The sequence below is a fragment of the Azospirillum sp. RU38E genome, from assembly GCF_900188385.1.
GTDB lineage: Bacteria > Pseudomonadota > Alphaproteobacteria > Azospirillales > Azospirillaceae > Niveispirillum.
This window is the reverse complement of sequence record NZ_FZOI01000012.1, coordinates 23128-49176: the sequence shown is the minus strand read 5'-3', so window position 1 is coordinate 49176 and position 26049 is coordinate 23128. Positions and strand designations below refer to the sequence as shown.

General features: G+C 65.1%; 16 protein-coding genes and 1 riboswitch. Of the genes, 8 read left to right on the top strand and 8 right to left on the bottom strand.

The window, feature by feature from the left end:
- Positions 1-57: 57 nt before the first annotated feature.
- The 4 genes from CHB97_RS17840 to CHB97_RS17825 form a co-directional block, all read right to left on the bottom strand.
- A complete protein-coding gene (locus CHB97_RS17840; RefSeq protein WP_089289358.1) occupies positions 58-1461 on the bottom strand; it encodes a glycoside hydrolase family 30 beta sandwich domain-containing protein in 1404 nt (467 codons plus the stop codon).
- Complete coding sequence (locus CHB97_RS17835; protein WP_089289357.1) at positions 1458-3746, bottom strand: glycoside hydrolase family 3 protein; 2289 nt, start codon at positions 3744-3746, stop codon at positions 1458-1460. The genes CHB97_RS17840 and CHB97_RS17835 overlap by 4 nt, the downstream gene beginning before the upstream one ends.
- Positions 3747-4032: 286 nt before the next feature.
- On the bottom strand, positions 4033-5538 hold the full coding sequence (locus CHB97_RS17830) for a tryptophan halogenase family protein (RefSeq protein WP_244559596.1): 1506 nt from the start codon (positions 5536-5538) through the stop codon (positions 4033-4035).
- Positions 5539-5613: 75 nt separating this feature from the next.
- Positions 5614-8451, bottom strand: coding sequence for a TonB-dependent receptor (locus CHB97_RS17825; protein WP_089289355.1), 2838 nt, complete (start codon positions 8449-8451; stop codon positions 5614-5616).
- Positions 8452-9320: 869 nt separating this feature from the next.
- On the opposite strand from CHB97_RS17825, the gene CHB97_RS26065 reads away from it, so the two are divergent.
- A complete protein-coding gene (locus tag CHB97_RS26065; protein ID WP_143270995.1) occupies positions 9321-9800 on the top strand; it encodes a hypothetical protein in 480 nt (159 codons plus the stop codon).
- 203 nt (positions 9801-10003) lie between these two features.
- Positions 10004-10417, top strand: a complete 414-nt coding sequence (locus CHB97_RS17815) for a hypothetical protein (RefSeq protein ID WP_089289354.1) — start codon at positions 10004-10006, stop codon at positions 10415-10417.
- A gap of 39 nt (positions 10418-10456) precedes the next feature.
- Here the strand turns inward: CHB97_RS17815 and CHB97_RS27060 are convergent, their stop codons facing one another.
- The 3 genes from CHB97_RS27060 to CHB97_RS17800 form a co-directional block, all read right to left on the bottom strand.
- On the bottom strand, positions 10457-13990 hold the full coding sequence (locus tag CHB97_RS27060) for a YhaN family protein (protein WP_089289353.1): 3534 nt from the start codon (positions 13988-13990) through the stop codon (positions 10457-10459).
- Positions 13990-15234 carry a DNA repair exonuclease gene (locus CHB97_RS17805; RefSeq protein WP_089289352.1) on the bottom strand — a complete coding sequence of 415 codons (1245 nt, stop codon included), beginning with the start codon at positions 15232-15234 and terminating at the stop codon, positions 13990-13992. Before CHB97_RS17805 ends, CHB97_RS27060 begins: the two co-directional genes overlap by 1 nt.
- Before the next feature lie 75 nt (positions 15235-15309).
- Positions 15310-17394 (bottom strand): methyl-accepting chemotaxis protein, encoded by a 2085-nt coding sequence (locus tag CHB97_RS17800; protein ID WP_160105989.1) that lies wholly within the window; start codon positions 17392-17394, stop codon positions 15310-15312.
- 200 nt (positions 17395-17594) lie between these two features.
- Positions 17595-17796, top strand: a riboswitch (cobalamin riboswitch).
- 171 nt (positions 17797-17967) lie between these two features.
- On the opposite strand from CHB97_RS17800, the gene CHB97_RS17795 reads away from it, so the two are divergent.
- The 5 genes from CHB97_RS17795 (at position 17968) to CHB97_RS17775 (ending at position 23489) form a co-directional block, all read left to right on the top strand.
- On the top strand, positions 17968-19821 hold the full coding sequence (locus tag CHB97_RS17795) for a TonB-dependent siderophore receptor (protein WP_089289350.1): 1854 nt from the start codon (positions 17968-17970) through the stop codon (positions 19819-19821).
- Positions 19822-19845: 24 nt separating this feature from the next.
- The gene (locus tag CHB97_RS17790) at positions 19846-20643 is read left to right on the top strand and encodes an ABC transporter ATP-binding protein (RefSeq protein WP_089289349.1); all 798 of its coding nucleotides are present in this window, start codon (positions 19846-19848) and stop codon (positions 20641-20643) included.
- A complete protein-coding gene (cobU, locus tag CHB97_RS17785; protein WP_089289348.1) occupies positions 20640-21161 on the top strand; it encodes a bifunctional adenosylcobinamide kinase/adenosylcobinamide-phosphate guanylyltransferase in 522 nt (173 codons plus the stop codon). Before CHB97_RS17790 ends, cobU begins: the two co-directional genes overlap by 4 nt.
- Complete coding sequence (cobO, locus tag CHB97_RS17780; RefSeq protein ID WP_089289347.1) at positions 21158-21775, top strand: cob(I)yrinic acid a,c-diamide adenosyltransferase; 618 nt, start codon at positions 21158-21160, stop codon at positions 21773-21775. Before cobU ends, cobO begins: the two co-directional genes overlap by 4 nt.
- 247 nt (positions 21776-22022) lie before the next feature.
- Positions 22023-23489, top strand: a complete 1467-nt coding sequence (locus CHB97_RS17775; RefSeq protein ID WP_089289346.1) for a cobyric acid synthase — start codon at positions 22023-22025, stop codon at positions 23487-23489.
- Between the two features lie 434 nt (positions 23490-23923).
- Here CHB97_RS17775 and cbiB read toward each other — a convergent pair whose 3' ends face one another.
- On the bottom strand, positions 23924-24898 hold the full coding sequence (gene cbiB / locus CHB97_RS17770) for an adenosylcobinamide-phosphate synthase CbiB (RefSeq protein WP_089289454.1): 975 nt from the start codon (positions 24896-24898) through the stop codon (positions 23924-23926).
- Between cbiB and cobD the strand changes: the two genes are divergently transcribed.
- The gene (gene cobD, locus CHB97_RS17765) at positions 24897-25922 is read left to right on the top strand and encodes a threonine-phosphate decarboxylase CobD (protein ID WP_244559595.1); all 1026 of its coding nucleotides are present in this window, start codon (positions 24897-24899) and stop codon (positions 25920-25922) included. The genes cbiB and cobD overlap by 2 nt on opposite strands.
- Positions 25923-26049 lie beyond the last annotated feature (127 nt).

Here is a 26049-nt window from a genome sequence, read left to right as displayed (position 1 = left end):
TGGAAAAGGGGGAGGGCCTGGGTCCAGCCGATCACAAAATTGTATCTGACGCAGGCATCACCAGACGAAGCTGCCCGCCGCGCGCGGCGGCAATTGCGTCCTGAAGCGCTTTTTCCCATCGCTGATGACAAACCGGGCCGGTTTGTCGCCACGGTTATAGGCCACCAGTACCCGGCTTCCGTCCGGGTTTTCAAAGGCGACACTTTCCACGTCACCCACCTCCGCCGGCGCGGCAATGCGCACGGCCCCCGGCTTCACGAAGCGGCTGGCATGGCCGAAGGCGTAATATTCCTGGTTGCGGGTGATGGCCCCCGTCTGGCTGTTGATGGTGACGATGCCCCGGCAGGTGTCGCAGCCACCGGCATTGGGCCGGTTCTTCTCATCCAGCGCCAGGTTCCACATCAACACGCCGCGCGCGCCATAGCGGGTGGAGCCGATGATCAGCTTGCGCATCATCCAGGCGAAGCTATCGGCATAATCGGGCGCCCATTCCCCGCCGGAACATTCGGTCAGGAAAACCTCTTTCTCCGGGTGGGCCTGCTGCACGATGGCCTGGGCCGCCACTTGGCCATTATAGCAATGCCAGGCCACGCCGCTGACATAGCCATTGGCCTTTTCATTGGCAAAGACGGTCAGCGGCTGTTCCGGCTGGTCCCAATTATGATCCCAGTCCAGCAGCTTGGTCTTGATACCCTGTGCCGTCAGTTCCGGCCCCAGATGGTCAGCGAAGAAGCGGGCGCGGTCGACGGCCCGCCAGCGCATCCCCGGATAATCCTTCGGTTCGAAATCCGGTTCGTTCTGGATGGTCAGGTAATCGGTCGGCACGCCCTGGGCTGCCGCCTCTGTGATGTAACGGGCGAAGAAGCGGGCATAGACGGGGTAGGCGTCATCCTTCAACTGCCCCTTGATCAGCGAGCCGGTGGTTTTCATCCAGGCCGGCGCGCTCCAGGGGGAGGCGACGATTTTCAGGTCGCCATTAATGGACAGCGCCTGCCGCACCGTGGGGAACACATGTTCGGCGGGGCGCTTCAGAGAGAAATGCTGAAGCTCCGGGTCGGGGGCGCCGCCGGGCGCATCATCCAGGCTGTAATGGTCGAGCGAGAAATCAGACGCACCAATGGTCAGCCGTGTCAGGCTGAACCCCAGCCCGCCCTCCTGCCGCCCGAACAGCTCCGCCAGCAGGGATTGGCGCTGGCTGTCCGTCAGTTTGGTGCGGATCAGCCAGGCCGAACTGTCGGTGATGGCCGCCCCGAACCCCACCATGGTCTGGAAGCGCTGGGCCGGATCGACGGTGATCACCGGCAGGCCGGTGGCGGCGCCGGGGTTAACCGGCGCCTGTTCGGTGAGCGAGAAGCGGCGGTCGCCGCTGGTGATCCAGGCCCGCATCGGCTCCGCCGCCGCTGCCAGTTGCGGCAGCGACAGCAGGGCCAGGGTCGCGGCGATGGTGATACGGGTTTTCATGGCTTGCCCTTCCATGCATCCAGCTTGGCTTCCCCGGTCAGGGCCTTGTCGCCAGCATGGCCGCCGACATAAAGCCCATAGCTGCCCTGGGGCAAGCGCCAGCCGCCGGCGTTGACATCATAATCGGCCAGCACGCGCGGATCGACCGTCAGGCTGACGCGACGGGTCTCACCGGGGGCAAGGTCCAGCTTCTTGAACCCGGCCAGCCGCAGCATCGGCCGGCGTTCACCGGCCTGCACATAAAGCTGCGGCGTATCGGCCCCGGCCACCTGTCCCTTGTTGGTGACATCAAAGCTGACGGTCAGGCGAACGCCCCCCTCCACCGTCAAATTGGCGTACTGGAAACGGGTATAGGACAGGCCGTAACCGAAGGGGAACAGCGGCTTCTGCCCCTTTTCGGCGTACCAGCGGTAACCCACGGCAGCCCCTTCAACATAATCCACGGCAAAGGGTTTGATCCGCCCCACCTTCTGGCCATTGCGCCCGGCCTCGTCAATGGCGGCCTGTTCGGCAAAGCCGGGGGCGGACGGGCGGGGGGCTTGGCTTTCAGCGGCGGGGAAGGTCATGGGCAGGCGACCGGACGGGTTCACCTCCCCGAACAGGATGCGGGCAATGGCTTCCCCGCCGCGCTGGCCGGGATACCAGGCGGCCAGCACCGCCTTTACCTTGTCCAGCCAGGGCATCAGCACCGGGCCGCCGCTTTCCAGCACCACCACGGTTTTCGGGTTGGCGGCCGACACCGCCTCAATCAGCGCATCCTGCCCATCGGGCAGGGCGATGGAGGGGGCATCCTGTGCCTCTGTCTGCCAGTGCCAGGCGAACAGCAGCACGGCATCGGCCCCGGCGGCTGCCTTGGCGGCGGCAGCCGGGTCTTTGCCATCCACATAGGTGACCTCGGCCCCCGGCAGCATCGCCTTCACCGCCGCGAGCGGGGAGGAGGCGTGCCAGGTGACGCGCACGAAGGAGGCGGCTTCCCCGCCATTCAGCGGGATTTCCACCGGCGCCCCGCCGACCGAGCGCACCTGCGATGAACCACCGCCCGACAGCACGCCGACATCGGCATGGGCCCCGATCAGCACCACCTTGCGCGCCGTCTTGGCCAGCGGCAGCAAGCCGTCATTCTTCAGCAGCACGGACCCGCGTTCCGCCACCGCCTGGGCCACCTGGGCATGGGCGGGGTAATCGATCTTCTGTTCGCTGGTGGGGAGGGGGTTTTCCATCAGCCCGGTCTGGATCACGCCATAGAGCACACGGCGCACCATGTCATCCAGCCGGGCCGGCTTCACCTTGCCCTCGGCCACCGCCTTTTTCAGATCATCGCCAAAGAAGATCTGCGTATCCAGTTCCTGGCCGGATTGCTGGTCCAGCCCGGCATTGGCTGCCTTCACCGTGCTGTGCACCGCCCCCCAGTCGGACATGACAAAGCCCGGATAGGCCCAATCCTTCTTCAGCACCCGGTTCAGCAGGAAGTCATTCTCGCAGGCCCAATCACCATTCACCTTGTTATAGGCGCACATGACGGACGCCGGCTTGCCCCGCTCAATGGCGATCTGGAAGGCCAGCAGGTCGCTTTCCCTAAGGTCAGCTTCACCGATGCGGGCATCCATGACATGGCGCCCGGTTTCCTGCGCATTCAGGGCGAAATGCTTGATGGTGGAAATGATGTTGTTGGACTGCACACCGCGGATGCTCTCCCCGGCCAGCACACCGCCCAGCAGCGGGTCTTCCCCCAGATATTCGAAATTGCGCCCGGCCCAGGGGTCGCGGGTCAGGTTCACACCACCGGCCAGCAGCACGTTGAAGGTCTTGGCCCGTGCCTCCGCGCCAATCATGGCACCGGATTTATAGGCCAGTTCCGGCTCAAACGTCGCGGCCAGCGACAGGCCGGACGGCAGGGCGGTGGCCGTATCGCCCTTGCGCTGTTCCACCTGATTGGCCACGCCCAGGCTGGCATCGCTTTCCCGCAGATTGGGGATGCCCAGGCGCGGCACGCCCGGCACATAGCCGGCAGACGGGATCATGTCTGCCGGTGGGTTCTTGGTCTGCGGCGGGAACAGCCCGTGCAGATAGGTGATCTTCTCCTCCAGCGTCATCTGCCGTACCAGGGCATCCGCGCGCGCCCAGATCGGGTCATGCGCACGGGCCGCCAGCGGCGGGCTGTCAGCGGTGGGCTGGGGATTGCTGGCCTGAGCGAAACCCGCCGGGCTGCAGGCCAGCAGGGCGGCGATGGCGGTCGTCAGGCAAAGCTGGCGCGCGACCAGCGATGGCTGGCGGTAACGGGGCATGGTTCTCTCCCTAAGGCTTATGGTGTGCCCGCCGGGGCGGGGTGAAAAGGCGGTTGGGGATTGCTGGTGTTTTGTTTTTGGGGGAGTGACGCGGGATAGGAGCGCCCCTTTCTCCCTCGCACCTTTGTTGCCTCCCCCGCGAAAGCGGGGGTCCAGGACCAAGGGCACTGAAGCGTTGTTCCTGTGACCCTGGACCCCCGCTTTCGCGGGGGAGGCATGGAAGTGAAAGCGAACTGGTGTTTATCCTTAGCGAGGAACGGTACAAGATTTTCCAATCGGAAATCCCTCACCCCACCCCACAAATCCGCTCCAGATAGGCCGCATGGCCCGGCATCACGGCGACGCATTTGCCGATGACGCCTGTGATATTGCTGAGATATTCCGCAATCTCCGCATCATCCTGCACCCGCACCAGCGGGTCGGGGGAGCGGGGGATGATGCCTTGGCCCAGGAACACCTGAATCCAGCTTTCCTCGGCAAACAGCTCCTCATCCTCGCGGAAGATGCGGCCGCAGGCGGCGAACAGGTCGATCTTGCGCTGCAGCGTTTCCGGTATCGCCATGTCCCGGCAGTAGCGCCAGAACGGCGTGTCATCCCGCGCGGTGGCCTTGTAATGCAGGATGATGAAATCGCGGATACGCTCATACTCAAAATCGCTCTGGCGGTTGAATTCCGCGATCACCGCCGGATCAAAGCGGCCATCGGGCATCAACCGCACCAGCCGGATGGCGGCGGACTGGATCAGGTGCAGGCTGGTGCTTTCCAGCGGTTCCAGAAAGCCGCTGGCCAGCCCCACCGCCACGCAATTGCGGTTCCAGAGCTGCCGGCGCTTGCCGGTGGTGAACTGTATCCGCAACGGATCGGCCAGGGCCGGCCCATCCAGGTTGGACAACAGGATATGCTCGGCCTCCGCCTCTTCCATGAAGGGGCTGGCATAGACATGGCCGTTGCCGGTGCGGTGGCGCAGCGGGATGCGCCATTGCCATCCGGCCCCGTGTGCGGTGGCGCTTGTATAGGGCGTCATCTCCCCCGGCTGGCGGGCGCAGGGCACGGCCAGCGCCCGGTCACAGGGCAACCAGTGGCGCCAATCCTCGTATCCGGTTTTCAGCGCCTGTTCGATGATCAGGCCCCGGAAACCGGAACAATCGATGAAGAAATCGGCCGCCACCTCCCGCCCGTCAGCCAGGGTGACCGATTGCACGAAACCATCCTCGGGGCGCAGATGCACCGCCCCGATGCGGCCTTCCAGCCGCTGCACGCCGGCCTTTTCCGCCATCTCCCGCAGATAACGGGCGTAGAGCCCGGCATCGAAATGGAAGGCATGGGCGATGTGGGACAAGGGCGAGTCCGGCAAATCCGGCCGGGCCCGCATGAATTTCCCCGCCCGCGCGGCAGCCGTATTAATGGCCAGCCCGTCGAAATCCGGGGCCTTACCCTGGGCCTGCTGGTGCAGCCAGTAATGGTGGCAGCGCAGCCAGCCCAGATCCTGGCCGATGGGGCCGAAACCATGGATATAGCTGTCACCCTGCCGGTGCCAGTTTCGAAACTCGATCCCCAGCTTGAAACTGCCCTGGGTGCGTCGCAGGAAATCATCCTCGTCCAGCCCCAGCAATTCATTGAATCGCTTGATGGCGGGGATGGTGGCCTCGCCCACGCCGATGGTGCCGATCTCATCGGATTCCACCAGCGTGATCTCATAAAGCCGTTTGAACAGGCGGGAGAACAGGGCGGCCACCATCCAGCCGGCCGACCCGCCCCCGACGATCAGGATTTTCTTGATCTGTTGTTGCACAGGGCAAACCTTCCAACTGCCAGAGGGAAGGGGGCCGGCATCCCCCATGCGCGGGATGCCGGCCCGATGATGGGGTCAGTAGCGGTAGCTGACGCCGAACAGGAATTCCCGCCCGTACTTCTCATAGGTTTCCGGCAGGCTGGACCCGTCACTGGTCTTGGTCCCGCCGCCATCCAGGCCCACACGGGTGCGATAGGGGCTGTCCGTCAGATTGTTCACCTGGAACAGGAAGCCCAGATTTTCAAACTGGCCTTCCTGGAAGGTGTACCCAATCTGCGCATCGACCTGCTTGTCGGACAGGATTTCCGTGAAGCCACGGTTGGCGTAAAGCTGTACCACCTCGCCCTTGAAGGCGGAGCGATAGCGCTGGCTGATCCGCGCCTGGAACCCGTCGCGTTCATAATAGGCGGTCAGGTTATAGACCGTCTTGGACAGGCCGGGAATGCGCACGGCCTGTCCCGGATCGTTCTTGTCCGTCGGGTTCAGGCTGGACCAGGTGAGCGACAGGCTGCCCTGCACGCCAAACCCTTCCAGCGGCTCATACAATTGGCCGAAATCCAGGGCGCCGGAGAATTCCAGCCCCTTCAGATTGCCGCCATTGCCATTGGCCGGCAGGGTGATCTGGCCCATATTGCTGATCTTGACCCCGGCGGGGATGCTGGATGCCGTGGTGGGCAAGGGCAGGCCGCTGAAATCAAAGGGCTGGGTCTGGTTGTAGATGTAGGTCTTCAGCTTCTTGTAGAAGCCGGCGATCGAAATATAGGTCGTCGGCGCCACATACCATTCATAGGCCAGATCGGCCGCATCGGCCTTCCAGGGCTTCAGGTTGGGATTGCCACCGCTGGCCGACCAGGGGTTAACCGTACTGCCCGCCGCGCAAGTCTGGCCGTTGCAGATTGTGCCGTTGAAGGAGGGCGTGACGTTGGCGCGCATGTCATCCATTCGCGGCCGCGCCATGGTCTTTGACAGGCCCAGCCGCAAGCGATGCCCATCGCCCAGATCATAGATGGCATTCAGGCTGGGCAGCACATCGGTATAGGTTTCCTTGGCGCTGATGGCGGTGGGAACCACCTTGCCACTGGTGCCATTGATAATCACACCGCTGGATGATTGCTGCTGCCGCACCACCTGCACACCGACATTACCGGTCAGGTCGCCAAAACCATAATTGGCGCGGGCAAAGAAGGTGGTGACCTTTTCGGAGATGTCCCAGTTCTTGTCGTAATTATTGGCATCGACCAGCGGCGTCTGATCAAAATATTTTCGCCAGACATTGCCGATATCCACGCTCAGCACATCGCCCATGCCGGCAAAGCCCAGCGAGGTGGGGGCCACCAGATCGGCGGGATCGACATAGATCTGCTGATTGTTCTTCAAGAACAGATCATATTCCACCACCCGCTTGGTCTTTTCACGGTTGGTGTAATTGATGCCGACCGACAGCTTGTTGATGAAGCTGTCAAAGTCCTGGTCAAGCCGGGCCTCGGCGGATTTCACCTCTTCCTTCACGTCCGGATAACGGACAGCGCCATCATGGCCCCAGCCGCCCCAGGGGGCATGGTCCCCCAGCGACACCTTGGTCGCATCGGCATAGTTCAGCCCGGTCTTGTACTGGGAGAAGCCGTCATCATTGATGTTGAAATCGATCTTGTCGAAGGTGCGACCGACATCGGGGGTGTTGCTGGTCACGCGCCCCACGCCACGGCCATAGCCGGCATAGGTTTCCATGATCTGTTCGCGCCGCTTGTTGCGCGAATAGGAAAGATCGGCGACCAGCTTGGTGCTGTCCGTCAGGTCGAATTCATTATTCAGGCCGATGGAGAACAGCTTGTCATTGCGGGTGTTGAAGTCGTTGCGCAGTTGCGGCACGCCATTATTCAGCGTGCCGCTGCGGGCGAACAGCGACCCGCCCACAGTATCCGTCTTCAAATTGGTGAAGGTGGCATTGTCCGCGTAACCATTGGAGAACCATTGCGCGCCGCGCGTCGTCTCTTCCTGATCGAACTTGGAATAATAGACGTCCAGCGTGCTGTGGATCGTCTCGTTCGGCTGGAACTCGACAATGCCGATCACGGCGTCGCGGGTATTATTGCGGGAGGTGGCGAACACCTCCTGCCCGTTCAGCATCAGCGCATTCTTGGCGGCGGCATCTTGCACGGCGTCCGGGAACGCCTCATAGCCATAGGCCTTGTAATGCTTCACCTGGGACGGGCTGTCCATATGGGCATAGCCGATGGCCACACCCAGCTTGCCATCCAGGAACTGATCGATATAGGAGGCGCTGGCCCGGTTGCCCCAGGTGCCGACATCACTGTTCAGCTTGCCGCCGGACAGTTTCTCGCCCCGCACATTCACCGAGGCCGCCCGTTTGCCGAATTCCAGCGGCCGCACGGTGCGCAGGTCGGCGGTGCCCGACAGGCCCATGCCGGAAACCTGCGCATCCGGTGTCTTGTAGATAACGACGGACGACAGCAGTTCGGACGGATACTGGTCGAACTCCACCGCGCGATTATCGCCGGAGCTGGCCTGCTGGCGGCCATTCAACAGGGTGGTGGTGAAGTCGGGCGCCAGACCACGGATGGAGATCACCTGGGCGCGGCCATTGACGCGCTGGGCCGCCAGACCGGGCAGGCGGGCAATGCTTTCCGCGATGGAAATATCGGGCAGCTTGCCGATATCCTCCGCCGAAATCGCCTCCACGATGGAGGTTTCGTTCTTCTTGATATTGATCGAATTCTGGATACCAGCGCGGATGCCGGTCACGACGATCTCGTCGATCACATCGCTGCTGCCGCCCGCCTGTTGCTGGGCCGCTGCGGCCCCCGCCAAGGCCAGGCTGAGCGCCAGGCCCGACACGGTGCGATGCAGCACGCCAGACAGCGTCCAACCTCCGCCGGAAACGCGGTTCGCCATTAACTCCTCCTCCCACACACCCCGGGCCGCAACTGCGGCGGCCCTGATTATTGTTGCCCTTGGAATGCCATTGCGTTGCGGCATTGAAAGCGCTTCCAATTTGCCTGCGATGATAGAGCTTTGTCAAGTCACGCTAAGGGGGGCGGCATTCCATAGGCTGCTTTGTGCAGGCGCATGTGACCTATTCGCATCTACAGAATCAGTCCATAGTCGCGGCCACATCCCGCATTGTATCGACGTCGGATCAGCGCAAGCAGCGCCGGCTCTGCCGGGTCGGCAGAAATCTCCCCAAGACCGTCAGGTCGTGAAGGGGCTGCGCCAACCGTCATGAAAGGCTTTGGAATCGATCCACGAATCGACGTCAAGAGCTTTTTCAGCAGCCCGCCGCAAGAGGAGGGGGCGTTACAATAATTCGTTTTTAGTAGATATGTACTAAGCATGTTTCGCCTTTTATTGCCTTTAAGTATTATGGCAGACGCAGGGGTGATAAGCTGGGGCGGAGCTGGGTATATTGGTTTAGTGCGGCAAAAGGCGGTGGCGCAGGCCGCGCGCCACCTGGCACCGACAGGCACAATCCTTGACCGGCGTCCAGGCCAGCCGCCGGGACAGCTGCGTGACCAGCGGGCCACTCCCCACGCGCCGACGACGGCACAATGGGTGGAGGACGCGACGGCAAGGCCCGCCCCGACCGAGGACGCACCCTTGACGCCGGAGGAGATCGCGGCAAAGCGGGCTGCCGCCGACCAACGGATCAGCGAGGTGCAGAAGACCAGCAAGGTTTATTATAAAATAGAAGTTGACCATGATGTGCCAGAAAAACTTCCAAATGGTCAATATGCGATTAACTCCACTTTCTCATTTGATTGGGGGTGCTTGATATATTGGGCAATCCAAAATATTACCACAGCTCGCAAATAGAGTCGATTGCCAATACCGAAGGAGCAGAGCCCTTTGACATAGAAATGGAATATGATGGATCTTACGATAAGATAAATCATAGCAAGTCCACCCCGGATGCCATACTCGCCAGCAATCAATGGATGTCAAATGGCAAGCCACATTCTATCAAGGGTCATTCAAAGATATCCCCCACATCCGACAATTCACTGAAATGGATTACACCTGGGCTTTCATCTCCGAAAATCATTGATTTGACAGACCATAAATTCTATAAAGACAATGATTTATTCAGTCTGCATTTTGGGAAAAACTATGTTAATGTTCGCAATATTCTCGATGGGCTCATCGTCGGAAGCACAGTGATCGTGGATGACGGTACGAATAGCCAACAGACCGGGCAAGTGGTAGCAATAGAGAAAAATGGGCCTTGGTCTCGTATTTATGTCTGATCCAGGGGCCAAGGCGACCTATCCCCGAGGAGCATCCTGGGTATCACGCGCCCATCCCGCCGGCGGCACGCCTCTGATACGTGACTGCTACGCGGCGGGGTTCCCGCAGGTGCGTGGATTGGGCCAACCTGAGACCTGACTGGGCCAATGCGCCCTGCGCAATGGAGCGGCCAATATTATGCGCGGGTGGAGGTGCGGTTCTGATGCCGGGCTGGACGCGGCGACACCTGTTGCAAGGCGGTGGGTTGGCCCAGGGGACCGGCCTGTTGCGTGTGGCGGCGGCCACCACCACCGGTCTGCCGACTGCTGGTGGTGCGCCCGCTGACAGTGCCTTCTGGCGGTCGGTGGCGGCACAGTATGACGTCACACAGCAGGTCACCCAGCTGGAAAACGGCAATTGGGTGATGATGGCGCGGCCGGTTCTGGCGGAACATCAGCGCCAGCAGGCGCGGGTGAACGCCGAAACCTCCTTCTATGCCCGCCGCAGCTTCGGCCCTGATGTCAAACGGGTGGTGGAGCAGGTGGCCGGCCTGATCGGCTGCGGGCTGGATGAGATTACCCTGACCCGCAACGCCACAGAGGCGCTGCTGGCTGCCCTGCGGCATATGGCGGGGTGATGAAACGATCGCGCGGCGGCCAGCCGCTGGGACTGCGCGTCATTCATTCCCCAGCCGGTGCACCTGAACCCCCTCCAGCCCCTCTGCTGCATCCAGCACATAGCGGTGGTGGGTGAACAGCACCACCTGCGTGCTGGCCCCCAGTTCCGCCAGGGCCGCCAACCCGGCTGCCGTGCGCGGCTCGTCAGAGGTGATGAACAGGTCATCGGCGATGAAGGGCAGGGGGGTGGCCTGGGCCACATGCGCCTCCACGGCAGCGATGCGCAGGGCCAGGAACAGCTGATCGCGCAGGCCCTCGCTCATATCCTGCACCTGGGCGTCGCTGCCGTCGCGGCGCACGCCCAGCAGCACCGGATGATCGCCATCGCCATAATCCACCTTCAGATGCGTCACCGGGTTGCCGCCGCTGGCGGCCATCAGGGCCAGGATGCTGCTGGCCCGGCGCAACAGCGGATGTTCATTCCGGTTGCGATACCGTTCCACCGCCTGCGTCAGCAACAGCCCGGCGGCGCGCAGCCGCAGCCAACGGGCGGCGTACTGGGCTGTCTTGGCCTCGGCTGCCGCCGCTTCCTGCGCCGCCTCGCCGATGCCGCTGCGCTGGCGTAGTTCCTCCAGCAACCGTTCCGCATCGCGCAGGTCGGCGGAAACCTGGGGCAGGGCCGCCTGCAGCCGGTTGATCTCCTGCCCGGCGGCGGCCAGTTCGGCGGCGGCACCATCCGGGTCCAGCCCGCCCACTTCCGCCGCCAGGGCTACCCGACCCTGCCCGTCGCCGGCCTGGGCCAGCTCGGCCAGGGTGGCCTGTTCCGCCCGCTGCCATTCCCGCCGCCGGCTGGCCAGGGCCACCAGGGCGGGCACATCATCCGCCGCCCCCAGCCCGTGCAGCCGTTTCAAATCATCCCGTTCCGCCTGTGCCTCGGCCAGCTCGGTGGCCGCTTCGGCATCACTAAGCCGGGCCTTCTCCACCGCCTCCGCCAGCAAGCCGCAGCGTGTCTCCCGCCGCCGCGCCTCATCCAGCGCCATCAGCAATTGGTTGGCCGCATCCGGTACCGTGGCATCCAGCGGCAAGGCAGGGTCCAGGGCCAGCGCCTTTTCAACCAATATCGTCAAATCATCCTGAAACTGTTTGATATCGCTGGAAAGTCTGTCGATACGGTGAACCAGATCATGCCGCGCCCGCAATTCCTGGCCGATATCCTCCCAGGCGGTCAGCGCCGCTTCCGCCTCGGCCGGGCTGGTGCCGGCGGGCAGCCCCAGGGCGGCCATATCGCCGGCCCAGCCCGCCGCCCAGGCTTCCAGTGCCTCCGTCGCTTCGGCCTTTTCCCGCTGGGCATCGCGCAGCGCCCGTTCGGCGCGGGCCTGTTCCTGCCGGCGCTTTTCCGCCTTGTCTGTCTGCTCCCGGCAGGCCTTCACCGCCGCATCGGCGCGGGCACGCAGGCGGGAAAGCTCCGTCTCCCCCGCTGCGGCCGGAAGGCCGGCCAGCGCCATGGCATCACGCAGATGGCCAGCACAGCGCGCCGCCTCTTCCGCCAGCCCCGACTGTTTGCGCGCCGCCTCCCGCCCCTGGCGATGCAGCGCCAGCACATTTTCCACCTGCCGCCGCCAGCCGGCCATCAGGGCCGGTTCGGCCGGGGTCAACCCGCTTTCCTGCCACAGGGATTGCCAGTCATTTTCCAGCGTCCGGGCCTGTGCCTCCAGGTCATTCCGGTCCCGTTCCAATGCCTGCAGCCGCGCATCAGCCTCGGCCAGATCGCTGCTGGCGCGGGCATGGCGGCTGACCCGCTGCGCCTCCCGGTCGCGCCGGTCGGCCAGTTGGTCGGCCGTCCGTATCGTCGCCTCAAAGCGCGGGGCCGGGGCCTCCCCCAACCCCAGGCCAGACCATTCCACATCCGGAACGTCCAGTTTTTCCAGCATCCGGCGGCGGATGGCCTGCCAGGCCCCATCGCGCAGCCGCCGCGCCTCTTCAATGGCGGCCAGGGTTGGCACCTCGCCATCGGCGGCCAGTTCGGCCAGTGTGGCGGCATGTTTGCGCGCGTCTGCCTCTGCCTGGGCCAGGGCATCGCGCAGTTTGGCGCGCTGCTGCGCCAGATCGCCCAGCCGCGCGGCCCAGCTCTCAATCACCGCCAGATCGGGCAGCGGCAGCCGGGCCAGGGCCTCGGCCCCACCGCTGAACCGGCCCAGCCGCGACAGCGCATCGGCCAGTTCGTCGGTGCGGGCATCGGCCTCCCGTGCCGCCTCATCCAGCCGCGTTTCCACCTCCCCCAACCGCAGGGCGGCGGCCAATGCTGCCTCTGCGGCCAGCGGATCGCCGGCCGTCTCCCCATCGCTGGCGCCATCGGCCAGATCGGCCAGGCTGCGCGCGGCCAGCATTTCGCGTTTGCTGGCCGCGTCCCGCGCCCCATCCAGCCGGCCATGGGCGGCGGCTTTCTCGCGGATGCGGGCCGCCAGCACGCGCCCCGGCTGGGCCGCTTCCAGGGCGTCGGGCGCATCATGCCGCCCCAGCCGACCGGCCAGCAAGGCCAGCCTTTCATCCGCCATTTCCAGTTCCCGCTGGCGGCGGGGCAGGTCGGCCCGGGCCTTTTCCACGCTGCCGGCACGCTGGAACAGCGCCTCGATCTCCGTCGCCAGTTCCGGCAGCCGGGGGGCCTCCCCGGCGTCGGCCAGCGCCGCCAGGGCCGCTTCCACCTGCTGGGCCGCTTGCTGGCGATGGCGTTCGGCCTGCAGCAGCCGGGTCGCCGCCGCGTTCCACAGTTCCGCCAGGGTGGCCGGCAGGTCCGGCCCTTCGCCCAGTTCGGCACGTTCGGCGGCCAGCGCCTCCAGCCGGGCCAGCAGCGGCCGCACGCGGCGGATACGTTCCAGCCGGCTTTGTGCCCTCTGCGCCTTTTCCAGTTCCGCCTGCAACCCGGCCAGGGCCGCCCGCGCATCGGCCAGCCTTTTCTCTCCCGCTTCCCAGGCTTCTGCCTTGGTGGCCTCGTTTCGCATCCGGGCCGATGCGGCCTGATGCGCGTCCAGCGCCTCATAAAGCGGCTTGCTGCCCTGGCGCTTATGCGGGCTGCCCAGCCGGTCGGCCTCGGCCTGCAACCCGGCCATGATATCGGCGATGCCGGTCAGCCCGCTGCCGGCCTGAAACAGGGTGCGGGCCAGATCGCCGCCGGCCGCCAGCATCGCCTCTCCCCCTGCGCGCAGCCGGGCATGGTCCAGCCCGAACAGCCGTTCAAACTGCACCCGGTCAATGCCGCCAAGCAGCGGGGCCAGCGTGCCGTCACCCAGGGCCGTGCTGCCATCGGCGGCCAGCAGCGTGTTCTGCCGCCCCTTGCGCCGCTTCACCTCCAGCAGGCTGCCATCCGGCTGGCGCAGCACCGCGCCGATGCGCAAGGCATTGTTGCCATGGCGAAAACCCAGCCGGGTACGTTCCGGCACGCCGAACAGCAGGTCGCAAATGGCCGCAAGGGCGGTGGATTTCCCCGCCTCATTGGCGCCATGCACAATATGCAGCCGCACATCGGTGCCGGAAAAATCCAGCCGATGGTCGGTGAAATGCCCGTAACGCTCCAGGTCCAGCCGCTCGATCCGCATCACGCTTCCCCCGCCAGCCGGTTCAGCAACAGGGCCTCCGCATCGGCCAGCACGGTTTCCAGCATTCCCACCTCATCCTCTCCCGCCAGCCCGGCCGCCTCCAGCGCGCCGGGGGGCAGCCGGTGGCGCAGGGCCGCCAGATCGTCAGCCAGCAGCCCCCGCGCGGCGGGATCATCGCGCAGCTCGGCAATGGCGGCGGCCAGCTCGGCCAGCGCATCGCCTGCTGTCGCTGGAACCGCCACCGCGTCAGTCGTTTCGATAACGATCCGTTCGATCCAGATATCCCCGCCGGCCCGGCTGGCCGCCAGCTCCACTTCTGCCGCCAATCGTTCCGTATCCGATTTTAACCAGCGATGCAGCCCGGTGCGGCCGGTCAGGCACAGGCGCACGGCCAGGGTTCTGCCCTCGGCCTCGGCAACGGCTGCGGTCAATGAAGCGGCCAGCCGGTCGCCCAGGGCGGCCTCATCGGCACAATCGCTGGCATCCACCACCAGCTTTGCCCAGCGGACCTGATCCAGGGCCAGCGCCTCCACCTTGGCGATGCGGCCTTCCTCTACGCTGACCAGTGTGGCCCCTTTCGGCCCGGTTTCATTGGCGTGGCGGCCCTGCAGGTTGCCGGGAAAGATGATCCAGGGGTCTTGCGCCAGCACGGCCCGTTCATGCACATGGCCCAGCGCCCAATAATCATAGCCTTTTCCCATCAGGTCGGTGATGGAGCAGGGGGCATAGGGTGCGTGCGGCGGCCTTCCTTCCAGGGCCGTATGCAGCACGCCGATATTCAGATATCCCGCCACCGGCGGCGGGTAGGAGAGCGCGATATTCTCCGTTACATGCCGGCTGGGGAAGCTGCGGCCATGCAGGGCGACGCGCAGATCATCCAGCCGGATGGTTTCCGCCTTGCGGGCGGAGAATACCCGCACATTGCCGGGCAGGCTCAATTGTTTGGTCATCAGGCTTTCGGCATCATGATTGCCGCGCAGGATGATGACGGGGATGTCGGCCCGTTCCAGCCGGGCCATCTGGCCGGCAAAGAACAGGCCGGTCATGAAATCGCGCCAGTCACCATCATACAGGTCACCGGCGATGATCAGAAAGGCCACCGGTTCGGCCAGAGCGGCATCGACCAGCCGCACCAAAGCCCGCCGGGTTGCCCCCACCAGCTCATCCGCCCGTGCGCCGGCGCGCCCGGCCAATCCCAGCAACGGACTGTCGAGATGGATATCGGCGGCGTGAAGAAAGCGCATTGGACCCAACCGGTGATGGACAAGGGGCCCTCTTGCTTAACGGCAAGTGCGCCCCCGGTCCAGCATCGCTTGGTATCACCCTTCCCGGATGCGGCGCAGGAAGCCGTGGGTTTCCCCATCCGCCTGGGTGGCATGGCCGCGCACATCGGTGGCACTGCTCAGCGCCATGGCGGCGGCTTCCGTCACCTGCACCACCCTGTCGGCAATGCCCTGAATGGCGCGCGAGGCATCGTCGGTGCCGCGCGAGGCCTCTGTGACATTGCGCGCAATCTCCTGCGTTGCCGCCGTCTGTTCCTCCACGGCACCGGCAATGGCGGTGGAGGTCTCGTTAATCGACCGGATGGTGGCGGCAATGCCCTGGATGGCCTTCACCGCCTCGCCGGAACTGTTGCGGATATTGGCCACCAGCTCGGCAATCTCCTCCGTCGCCTTGGCGGTCTGGGTGGCCAGATTCTTCACCTCTGCCGCCACCACGGCAAAACCCTTGCCGGCCTCTCCCGCGCGGGCCGCCTCAATGGTGGCGTTCAACGCCAGCAGATTGGTTTGGCTGGCAATTTCGGAAATCAGCCCGACCACGGCGCCGATGCGGTCGGCGCTCTGATTCAATGTATCCACGGTCTCCGTGGCGGCCCCGGCCTCTTCGGCGGCCCGCGCGGCCACGCCGGCCGACATCTGCACCTGATTGCCGATCTCGGCGATGGAGGCGCGCAGTTCTTCTGCGGCCGCCGCCACCGTCTGCACGTTGGCGGCGGCTTCCATCACGGCGGCAGCCCCCAGGGCGGCACTCTGCTGGGTGGCGTTGCAGTCGCTGGACATCAGGTTGGACTGATCGACCAGCTGGCCGGCCGCTTCATTCACCTGCCGCAGCAGGGCGCCCACTTCGCGTTCGAACTGATCGGCCAGGGCCAGCCGGTCCAGGCGCTGGCGCTCGGCCATCTGTTCTTCGCGCTCTGTGGCAATCTCCCGCAGCCGTTCGGTTTCCGCCAAGCCGTCGCGGAAGCCGCGCAAAGCCTTGGCCATCTGGCCGATTTCGTCCCCATGGTCCTGGCAGGGGATTTCTGATGCCAGATCGCCCTTGGCCATGCGGCCCATGGATTGGGTCAGGTGCAGGATCGGGCTGGCCAAGCCATGGCCCAGCCAGGTGAAGCTGGCCGCCGCCAGGGCCGCCAGCACCAGACCGGTCAGCGCCATCGGCAGCACATTGTCCCACACCGCCTGTGACACCACAGCGGCGGGCACGGTCACCAGCACGCTCCATTGTTCCGTTGCCCCGGCAAAACGGATGGGCAGAGCCACGGCGATGCGGTCCACCCCTTCCAGGGTCAGGCGGGCCGTGGCCGGTCGGCCGCTGCTGGCCGCCTCCGTCAGCAGGGGGGCCAGGCCCGGTGCTTCCACCTTGGCGTTCAGCTTGTCGGCGACGGGGTGCACCACCCAGTGGTTATTATGGGCGATCAGCCGCACATCACCCACGCCCATCGGCTGAAAGCCGGCAAACTGCTTTTGCAGGGCGGTCAGTGCCAGATCGGTGGTGGTGATGCCCACCGCCTTGCCCTGGCGCCGGATCGGCACGCTGGCCGTCACCATCAGCACATCCTTGCCTTCCACCGGATAGATATAGGGGGCGGTCAGCAGGGTGCGGTTCTGTTCCAGCGGGTCCAGGTACCATTCCTTGATCCCGGCCTCCAGCGTCATCACCAGCACATCAATGCCGACACCCCCACCGCTCTTGCGGAAGAAATAGGGCACGAAACGCCCCTTGGCGTCGGCGCCCGGTGTGCCCAGATGGCCGGCATCGTTGCCATCCAGCCCGTCGGGCTCAAAGGCGATGGTAACCCCGACAATGCCCGGATTGGCATTCACCAGCCCGATGGCCTGGGACGACAACATCTCCCGCGACACCCCGGCCTGATCCAGGCCGCCTTCCACGAAGCCATTGATCAGAATGGCATTGTGCAGCGCCTGGTTGATGATGTCGGCCGCGATCTGCCCATATTGCTGGCTGTTTTCCCGTACCGTCTCTTCCACCCGGTACCGGGTGTCCTGATAGGTCAGGTATCCGGTAACACCGATCAGGCTGGCCCCCAGCAACAGGCACACAGCGATGCCAGACACAACCAGACGTGCCTTGAGGGAGGAGTTGAGCAATGAGAGCATCGCCATTTCGTCTCCTGTACACAGGGCGGGAGAAACGGGAAGTCGAATTATTTCGCATTGCAGTATGTCAGGCGATTGTGACGGTCTTTGCATGTGGGCGCCAGCCGCAACATAACGTGAAGATTTTATTTTTTGACCAGAATGCGCCTGCCGCCGCCTTGCCATGCGCGGCGGCGCGGCCGCTTGATTGCCAAGCATGACCGGCGTATGACGGCCCTATCGATGGTTCCCCCGTAACAGGGGGTGAAAAGGGAACGCGGGCAAGGGCTGGTCACAGTCCGGAGCCGCGGCTGCCCCCGCAACTGTAAGCGGTGAGCGATGCCCATCATGGCCACTGGGAAACTGGGAAGGCCGGGCGGAAGCGACGACCCGCAAGCCAGGAGACCTGCCATCAGCAATGCGTCGCGCGGCCATTGGGCGGGGTGCCCCGGTGGGACGGTTTTCCGTTTCGCGTTGGCGCTTCGGCGGTCCTTCGGGCCGGCCGGGGCGGTTTTTCGGGGCATAGGCTCCCGCTCCCCGCTTCGCGCCGGTTCAGGCTCCGCCGGACCCAGGTTTTTGCGAAGCGGAGTGAAACTAGAAATGTCGCGTCCCTCTCTTTCCCTTTTCGGCCCGCTGCTGCTGGCCGGTCTTGGCACATTGCCGGCAGCGGCCCAGTCCGCCCCCACCACAGAGGTGGCGGAACTGATCGTCAGCGCCAACCGTCTGCCCACAGAGGCTTCCCGCGTCGGCGCTTCCGTCGATGTCATCGACCGGGCGGAGATTGACCGCCGCCAGCAGGTGCAGGCGCTGGACCTGCTGAAGCGGCTGCCCGGTGTCTCCATCTCCCGCAATGGCGGTTTTGGGTCCACCTCCACCGTGCGGCTGCGCGGGTCGGAATCCGGCATGGTGAAGGTGTTGGTGGACGGGGTGGAGGTGAATGACGCCGCCAGCACCGGCAATGAATTCGATTTCAACAGCCTGCTGACCGGCGATATCGAGAAAATCGAGGTGCTGAAAGGCCCGCAGAGCGCGCTTTATGGCAATGACGCCATGGGCGGCGTCATCAATATCATCACCCGCCAGGGCAGCGGCGCGCCCCGCATCACCGCCCTGGCAGAGGCCGGTTCTTACGGCACCTTCCGCCAGCAGGCCGGCATCAGCGGGGCCAGCAACGGCACCTCCTATGCCCTGAACGCCTCCAACCTGCATACCGATGGCTTCTCCCGCACCTTTGTCGGGCCGGAGAAGGATGGCAGCGATGCCCGCGCCGTCAGCGGCAAGCTGGCGGTGCAGGCCAACGAGCTGCTGCGGTTTGATGTCAGCGGCGGCTGGTCCTGGCTGGACAGCGATTATGACCCGTTCGCCGCCGATGGCGCCGCCTCCCAGGAAAAGGAGATGTGGCAGGGCCGCGCGGCCGCCGATCTGTCGCTGCTGGATGGCCGCTTCACCAACAATCTGGCCATCTCCGCCGCCAGCACCCAGCGTGATTTTGATGAGCCGACGGGCTGGTACACCGCCTCCACCTTCGACAGCCGGCGGGAGGCGCTGGATTACCAGGGCAACCTGCATCTGGGCCGCGATATCGCCACCTTCGGTCTGTCGGTGGAGCAGGAGGATGCCAAGGTTAACAATACCAGTGCCTTGGGTCTGGAACCCGGCATCGATAATGATGTGACCACCAAATCCGCCTTCATCCAGTATCAGGCCGAACTGGCGGACAACCTGACCGTCACCGCCGGCGGCCGGGTGGATGATCACGATGCTTTCGGCTCCAAGGCGACTTACCGGCTGACCGGCGCCTATCAGGTACCGCAGAGCGGCACCACCCTGCGCGCCTCTTACGGCACCGCCTACAAGGCACCGACACTCTACCAGCTCTACGCCCCCCTTTATGGCAGCGCCAGCCTGCGACCGGAGGAATCCAAGGGCCTGGATGCCGGCATCGAACAGCCCCTGCTGGATGGCAAGGTGACGCTGGGGGCCAGTCTGTTCCGCAATTTCTATGACAATCTCATCGGCTTCACCTCGGCTTATGTGAATGTTGCCAAGGCCCGCACCCAGGGCGTGGAACTCAGCGCCCAGATCCGTCCGCTGGAAAGCCTGCGCCTGTCGGCCAACTATACTTTCCTGGACGCCACCGACCGCATCAGCGGTGATGACCTGCCGCGCCGCCCGCGCAACAGCGCCAATGCCAGCATTGACTGGGACGCGACGCAGCAGCTGACCCTGGGTGCCGCCCTGCGTTATACCAGCAAGCAGCATGACAATGCCTTTGACAGCACGGCCATCCTGGATGGCTCCACCGTGGTGGATGCCACCATGCGCTGGCAGGGTTGGGAGAATGTCAGCCTGTTTGGCCGGGTGGAGAACCTGTTCGATGCCAATTATCAGGAAGTGCTGAACTACCGCGCACCGGGCCGCTCGGCCTATGGCGGCGTGCAGGTGCGCTTCTAAACACCTAAAGCAACAGGGGGGCGCATGGCCCGGCTGGAAGCCACCCAGATCCATCTGTCACGCGGTTCCCGCCCGGTGCTGGCCGGGGTGGATTTCGCGGTTACGGCTGGCCAATGTGTCGGCCTGATTGGCCCCAACGGGGCCGGCAAATCCACCCTGCTGTCGGTGCTGGCCGGGCTGCTGGAGCCGGTATCCGGTCAGGTCAGCCTGGATGGCACCCCCCTGGCCGCCGTGCCCCGGGCTGAGCGGGCCCGGCGCATCGGCTATCTGGAACAGGGGGCCGCCTGCCATTGGCCGCTGCGCGTGGATCGGGTGGTGACCCTGGGCCGCCTGCCCCATGCCAGCCCCTGGGGCGGGGAAGGCCCGGCTGACCGCGCCGCCATCGCCCGCGCCATGGATCAGTGCGAGGTGTCGCATCTGGCCGCCCGCACCGTCACCCATCTGTCCGGCGGGGAACGGGCGCGGGTGATGCTGGCCCGCGCCCTGGCGGGGGAACCCGCCCTGCTGCTGGCCGATGAGCCGGCCGCCGGGCTGGACCCGCACCACCAGCTGCATGTGATGGAACTGCTGGCCGGTCTGGCCGCCGCCGGCACCGGCGTGGTGGTGGTGCTGCATGATCTGGCCTTGGCCGCCCGCTATTGCACCCATCTGGTCCTGCTGGATGAGGTGGGAAGGGTGGCCGCATCCGGCCCGCCCGCAACCCTGCTGGCCGATGGGGTGATGGAGCGGGTCTATGGCGTGGAATTGCTGCGCGGTGAGCGGGATGGCGTGCCCTATGTGCTGCCCTGGCGCCAGCGCCCGGTGCGGGGGCAACAGGCATGACCGCCCGGCTGACCCTGGTGCTGGGTGGCGCCCGTTCCGGCAAAAGCGCCATGGCCGAACGGCTGGTGACCGGGCTGCCCGGCCCCTGGACCTATATCGCCACCGCCCAGGCCTTTGATGAGGAAATGCGTCAGCGCATCCGCCAGCATCAGGCCGACCGTGTGCCCGGCTGGCAGACGCTGGAAGAGCCGATGGATCTGGCCGGTGCCCTGGCCAGCAGCGCCGCCGCCGGCCCGGTGCTGGTGGATTGCCTGACCCTGTGGCTGACCAACCTGATGCTGGCCGGGCGGGATATCCCCGCCGAGCGCGCCCGCCTGCTGGCCCTACTGCCCACCTTGCCCGCTCCCGTCGTGCTGGTGGGGAACGAGGTGGGGCTGGGCATTGTGCCGGAAAATAAACTGGCGCGGCAATTCCGCGACCATGCCGGCCGTCTGCATCAGGATATTGCCCGTATCGCCGACCGGGTTCTGTTCATGGCGGCAGGCTTGCCGCTGGCATTGAAAGGGGAAGCGCCATGAATGTGGAGATCACTGAAGCCGAGGCCGAACGCCACCGCCGCAAGATGGAAAAGCGCAAGGCCCTGATGGACCGGCGCGTTGCCGAACGGCAGCATGAAAAGGGGCTGCTGATGGTGCATACCGGCCCCGGCAAGGGCAAATCCACTGCCGCCCTGGGCCTGATGCTGCGCGCGGCGGGCCATGGCTTCCGGGTCGGTTTCATCCAGTTCATCAAGGGGGCCTGGGCAACGGGTGAACAGGTGGCGCTGGAACGGTTCGATGATCTGATCGACCATTACACGATGGGCGAAGGCTTCACCTGGGAAACCCAGGACAAGGCCCGCGACATTGCCGCCGCCAGCCGCGCCTGGGACAAGGCGCGGGAGATCATGGCCGATCCCCGTTACCGCCTTCTGGTGCTGGACGAGATCAACCTGGCCCTGCGCTATGATTATCTGGACATTGACGAGGTGGTGGCCACCCTGGTGTCACGCCGGCCCGACCTGCATGTGCTGGTCACCGGCCGCAACGCCAAACAGCCGCTGATCGACGCGGCCGATCTGGTGACCGAATTCCAGAACGTCAAACACCCGTTCAATGCCGGCATCAAGGCCCAGGCGGGGATTGAGTTTTAGGGGGCGTCGTTCGTCCTTAAACTTTCGGTCATCGCAGCGATAAACCCGTAGGCCTCAACCTTGCGCACCTCGTTAATGCCTCCCCCGCGAAAGCGGGGGTCCAGGGGCCAAGGGCACCAGAGCGTGGTTCTTGGCGGCCCCTGGTTCCCCGCTTACGCGGGGAAGGCAGGTGGGGGCAAGGGGGGAACCCAGTCTCCACTTGGTTTATTGCCGACTTAAGAAAACACCCCCAACCCCCGGCCCGCCCATGACCCGCCCCCGCGCACTGATGATCCAAGGCACCGGCTCTGATGTCGGTAAATCCCTGCTGGTGGCCGCCCTTGCGCGGGCCTACAGCAACCGGGGCCTGCTGGTGCGGCCGTTCAAGCCGCAGAACATGTCCAACAATGCCGCCGTCACGCCCGATGGGGGGGAGATCGGCCGGGCGCAGGCGCTGCAGGCCCGCGCCTGCCGGGTGGTGCCGTCTGTCCATATGAATCCGGTGCTGCTGAAACCGCAAAGCGATATCGGCGCCCAGGTCATTGTCCAGGGCCGGATGATCGGCACCTCCCGCGCGGCCGATTATCAGGCCCGGAAGGGGGAGTTGCTCGCCGCCGTGCTGGACAGTTTCGCCCGCATCGGCCAGGGCGCTGATCTGGTGCTGGTGGAAGGGGCGGGCAGCCCGGCGGAAATCAACCTGCGCGCCCGCGACATTGCCAATATGGGCTTTGCTCGGGTGGCCGGCGTGCCCGTCATCCTGGCCGGTGACATTGACCGGGGTGGGGTGATCGCCAGCATCGTCGGCACCCATGGCGTCGTCAATGCCGACGACCGCGCCATGATCCGCGGTTATCTGATCAACAAATTTCGCGGTGACATCCGCCTGTTCGATGAGGGGCTGGTGGAAATCACCCGCCGCACCGGCTGGCCCAGCTTCGGCGTGCTGCCCTTTCAGCCGGCAGCCTCCCGCCTGCCGGCGGAAGATGCAGTGGCGCTGGATCATTGGCGGGGCGGGCAGGGGGCGTTGCGCATCGCCGTGCCCATGCTGTCCCGCATCGCCAATTTTGATGATTTTGATCCTTTGCGCCTGGAACCGGGTGTCACCATCACCATGGTGCCGCCCGGCAAGCCTCTGCCGGGTGATGCCGATCTGGTGATCCTGCCCGGCAGCAAGGCCACCATTGCCGACCTTGCCTTCTTCCGCGCCCAGGGCTGGGATATTGACCTGCACGCCCATATCCGCCGGGGCGGGCGCGTGCTGGGCATCTGCGGCGGCTATCAGATGCTGGGGACACGCATCAGCGACCCGGACGGCATCGAAGGCCCGCCCGCCAGCGTGGAAGGCTTGGGCTGGCTGGATGTGGAAACGGTGCTGACCGGTGCCAAAACCCTGACCGCCGTGACCGGTCATGCCATTGATGCGGAAATACCTTTGACCGGTTATGAAATGCATGTCGGCATCACCAGCGGCCCCGGTCGCAACCGGCCGATGCTGTATCTGCATGGCCCCACCGGCCCAGCGGGGGAAGGGGCCATTGCCCCGGACGGCCGTATCGCCGGCTGCTATATCCATGGCCTGTTCGGCCACGATGCTTTCCGCCGCCATTTCCTCTCCGGCTTCGGTGCCGGCTCCGACCTTGCCTATGACGCCACGGTGGAAGCTGCCCTGGACGAACTGGCCGCCGCCTGCGAACGCCATCTGGACCTGGATGGGCTGCTGCGCTGCGCCGGGTGATCTGGAATTATTTCCTATTTTCTGTTAGGGTGCGGAATTTGAACCGGCAGCGGGAGGGGGCGATGCAGGGGGATGGGACCAAGGGTTTGCCATTTTCGGTGCTGTCTGCTCTGCCCTTCATTCGCCAATGGGCGTACCGCTCCGCCTTTTCTTGCCTCCCCCGCGAAAGCGGGGGTCCAGGGGCCAAGGGCACCGAAGCGTGGTGTTCGGCCCCCCCTGGTTCCCCGCTTTCGCGGGGAAGGCAGGGTGAGATGACGGGAAGCGGAGGGGCACGCCCTCCATTCGGAGCAGCCTTCACCCCCACCAACCCGCCAGCCCAACCGCCCCAATCACCTAACCCCTTGATCTCCCACAAAACCACCCCGCACCCCCTACGCAACACCGAACATAAATCTGTTGCGTACTGTTGCGTAGGCCCTCGCCCAACTCCGAATTCACCCCATCGCCCAGGCCCAAACCCCGGCCAGCAGCCACAGGCCCGCCAACGCCCGCCGGTACAGCCGCAAGCCCGCTTCGATATCCGCCGCACCAGCCTCGGCCCGGCCATCCCCCATCCAATGATCATCCACCATCACGCCGGCATAGCGGCGGGGGCCGGCCAGCCGCAGGCCCAGGGCGCCGGCCATGGCGGATTCCGGCCAGCCGGCATTGGGGCTGCGATGCTTGCCGGCGTCGCGCCACACCGCACGGGCGGCAGCCCCGGCCCGTGCCCCCCGCGTTACCGCCGCCGCCCCCACCAGCAACAGGGCCGTCAGCCGCGATGCCGGCAGGTTCACCAGATCGTCCAGCCGGGCCGCGGCCCAGCCGAACGCTTCATGCTTGGGTGTGCGGTGGCCGATCATGCTGTCGGCCGTATTGATCGCTTTATAGGCCAGGATGCCCGGCAGCCCGCCCACCGCCAGCCAGAAAGCCGGGGCCGTCACCCCGTCGGAGAAATTTTCCGCCAGGCTTTCGATGGCGGCACGGCTGACGCCCGCCTCATCCAGGCTGTTGGGATCACGCCCGACAATATGCGCCACCGCCGCCTGGCCCCCATCCAGCCCCTCGCGCCGCAGCGCTGCCGGCACGGCGGCGACAAAGCGGTAAAGGCTGCGCTGCGCCAGCAGCGCACTGGCCAGCAGCCCCACAATCAAGGCCCCACCCGGCAGGCCCAGCAGCCATATCTGCAGCGCCCCGCCCATGCCCAAAGCACTGCCCAGCAGGATCAGCACTGTCAGCACGCCCCCGGCACGCCGCCAGACGGTGGGCCAATGCGGCCGGTTCAGCCAGCGGTCCAGCTGGGAAATCACGGCACCGATCCACACCACCGGATGGCGGATCAGGCGATAAAGCCCATCCGGGTAACCCAGCAGCGCTTCCAGCAGCAAAGCCAGTGACAGCAAAAGATAAGGTGAGGTCAGGTCGATCATGATGGTGTCAGCCAATAGCATGGAAGCGGGGGCCGCGCAGCCCCATGGCGGGGATCTGGCGGCGGCATCCGCCCTTTTCCCCCAGGCGCCCTGGCCCTGGATCGATCTGTCTACCGGCATCAACCCCTGGCCCTATCCGCTGCCCGCCATTCCGGCCAGTGCCTGGGCCCGCCTGCCCGAACCGGCGCAGGAACGTGCGCTGTGTGCGGCGGCCGCCACCGCTTATGGTGTGGCCGATCCGGCCTTGCTGGTGGCGGCCCCCGGTTCGCAAATCCTGATCCAGACCTTGCCCTTCCTGCGCCCGCCGGGCCATGTGCAGGTGCTGGCCCCCACCTATGGCGAACATGCACCCGCCTGGGCCCGCGCCGGCCATCGGGTGGAACAGGTGGCTGGCCTGCCCAGCCCGGAGGGGCCGCTGCCCGATGTCGTTTTGCTGGTCAACCCCAACAATCCCGATGGCCGGATCGTCCCGCCGGCTACCCTTGTGGCCCTGGCCGATGCGCTGGCGATGCGTGGTGGCTGGCTGGTGGTGGATGAAGCCTTCTGCGACCTCATGCCGGCACTCAGCCTTGCCCCCCGTATTGGCCGGCCTGGCCTGCTGGTCCTGCGCTCCTTCGGCAAATTCTACGGCTTGGCCGGTCTGCGCCTGGGTTTCCTGCTGGGTCCGGAAAATCTGGTTGCCGCCATGGCTGACCGGTTGGGCCCCTGGCGGGTGGCGGGGCCGGCCTTGCTGGTGGCCAGTCAGGCCCTGGCGGATATCGACTGGCAGGCGGCCAGCCGTGCCCGCCTCGCCAGCGCACGCCAGGCCCTGGAACGGGCTTTGGTCGGTGCCGGGATAGCGCCTTTGGGCGGCACCGACCTGTTCCAGCTCGTCCGCTCCCCCGCCGGGCGGGATTTATGGGCAGATTTGGCGGCCGCCGGCATCTGGACCCGGCGATTCCCGGATCGGCCGGGTCTGGTCCGTATCGGCCACCCGGCAGATGCCCATTCTTTTAGCAGAGTCTGCGAAATACTTAATCAATAAAGGGTATTTACGTATTTCCTAAAGGAAATGAAGAGAAAAATATAATCATGCATGATTAGAATCCATCTCCTCTTCAGCGAAATCTTCGTGCTTTGTCGAAACCCCCTTTCCAGGGGCTGCGTTTCTG

Coding starts and splice junctions, on each gene's coding strand:
- CHB97_RS17840 (WP_089289358.1), bottom strand. CDS start 1,461: ATGAAAACCCGTATCACCATCGCCGCGACCCTGGCCCTGCTGTCGCTG.
- CHB97_RS17835 (WP_089289357.1), bottom strand. CDS start 3,746: ATGCCCCGTTACCGCCAGCCATCGCTGGTCGCGCGCCAGCTTTGCCTG.
- CHB97_RS17825 (WP_089289355.1), bottom strand. CDS start 8,451: ATGGCGAACCGCGTTTCCGGCGGAGGTTGGACGCTGTCTGGCGTGCTG.
- CHB97_RS17815 (WP_089289354.1), top strand. CDS start 10,004: ATGCCGGGCTGGACGCGGCGACACCTGTTGCAAGGCGGTGGGTTGGCC.
- CHB97_RS27060 (WP_089289353.1), bottom strand. CDS start 13,990: ATGCGGATCGAGCGGCTGGACCTGGAGCGTTACGGGCATTTCACCGAC.
- CHB97_RS17805 (WP_089289352.1), bottom strand. CDS start 15,234: ATGCGCTTTCTTCACGCCGCCGATATCCATCTCGACAGTCCGTTGCTG.
- CHB97_RS17800 (WP_160105989.1), bottom strand. CDS start 17,394: ATGGCGATGCTCTCATTGCTCAACTCCTCCCTCAAGGCACGTCTGGTT.
- CHB97_RS17795 (WP_089289350.1), top strand. CDS start 17,968: ATGTCGCGTCCCTCTCTTTCCCTTTTCGGCCCGCTGCTGCTGGCCGGT.
- CHB97_RS17790 (WP_089289349.1), top strand. CDS start 19,846: ATGGCCCGGCTGGAAGCCACCCAGATCCATCTGTCACGCGGTTCCCGC.
- cobU (WP_089289348.1), top strand. CDS start 20,640: ATGACCGCCCGGCTGACCCTGGTGCTGGGTGGCGCCCGTTCCGGCAAA.
- cobO (WP_089289347.1), top strand. CDS start 21,158: ATGAATGTGGAGATCACTGAAGCCGAGGCCGAACGCCACCGCCGCAAG.
- CHB97_RS17775 (WP_089289346.1), top strand. CDS start 22,023: ATGACCCGCCCCCGCGCACTGATGATCCAAGGCACCGGCTCTGATGTC.
- cobD (WP_244559595.1), top strand. CDS start 24,897: ATGATGGTGTCAGCCAATAGCATGGAAGCGGGGGCCGCGCAGCCCCAT.
- cbiB (WP_089289454.1), bottom strand. CDS start 24,898: ATGATCGACCTGACCTCACCTTATCTTTTGCTGTCACTGGCTTTGCTG.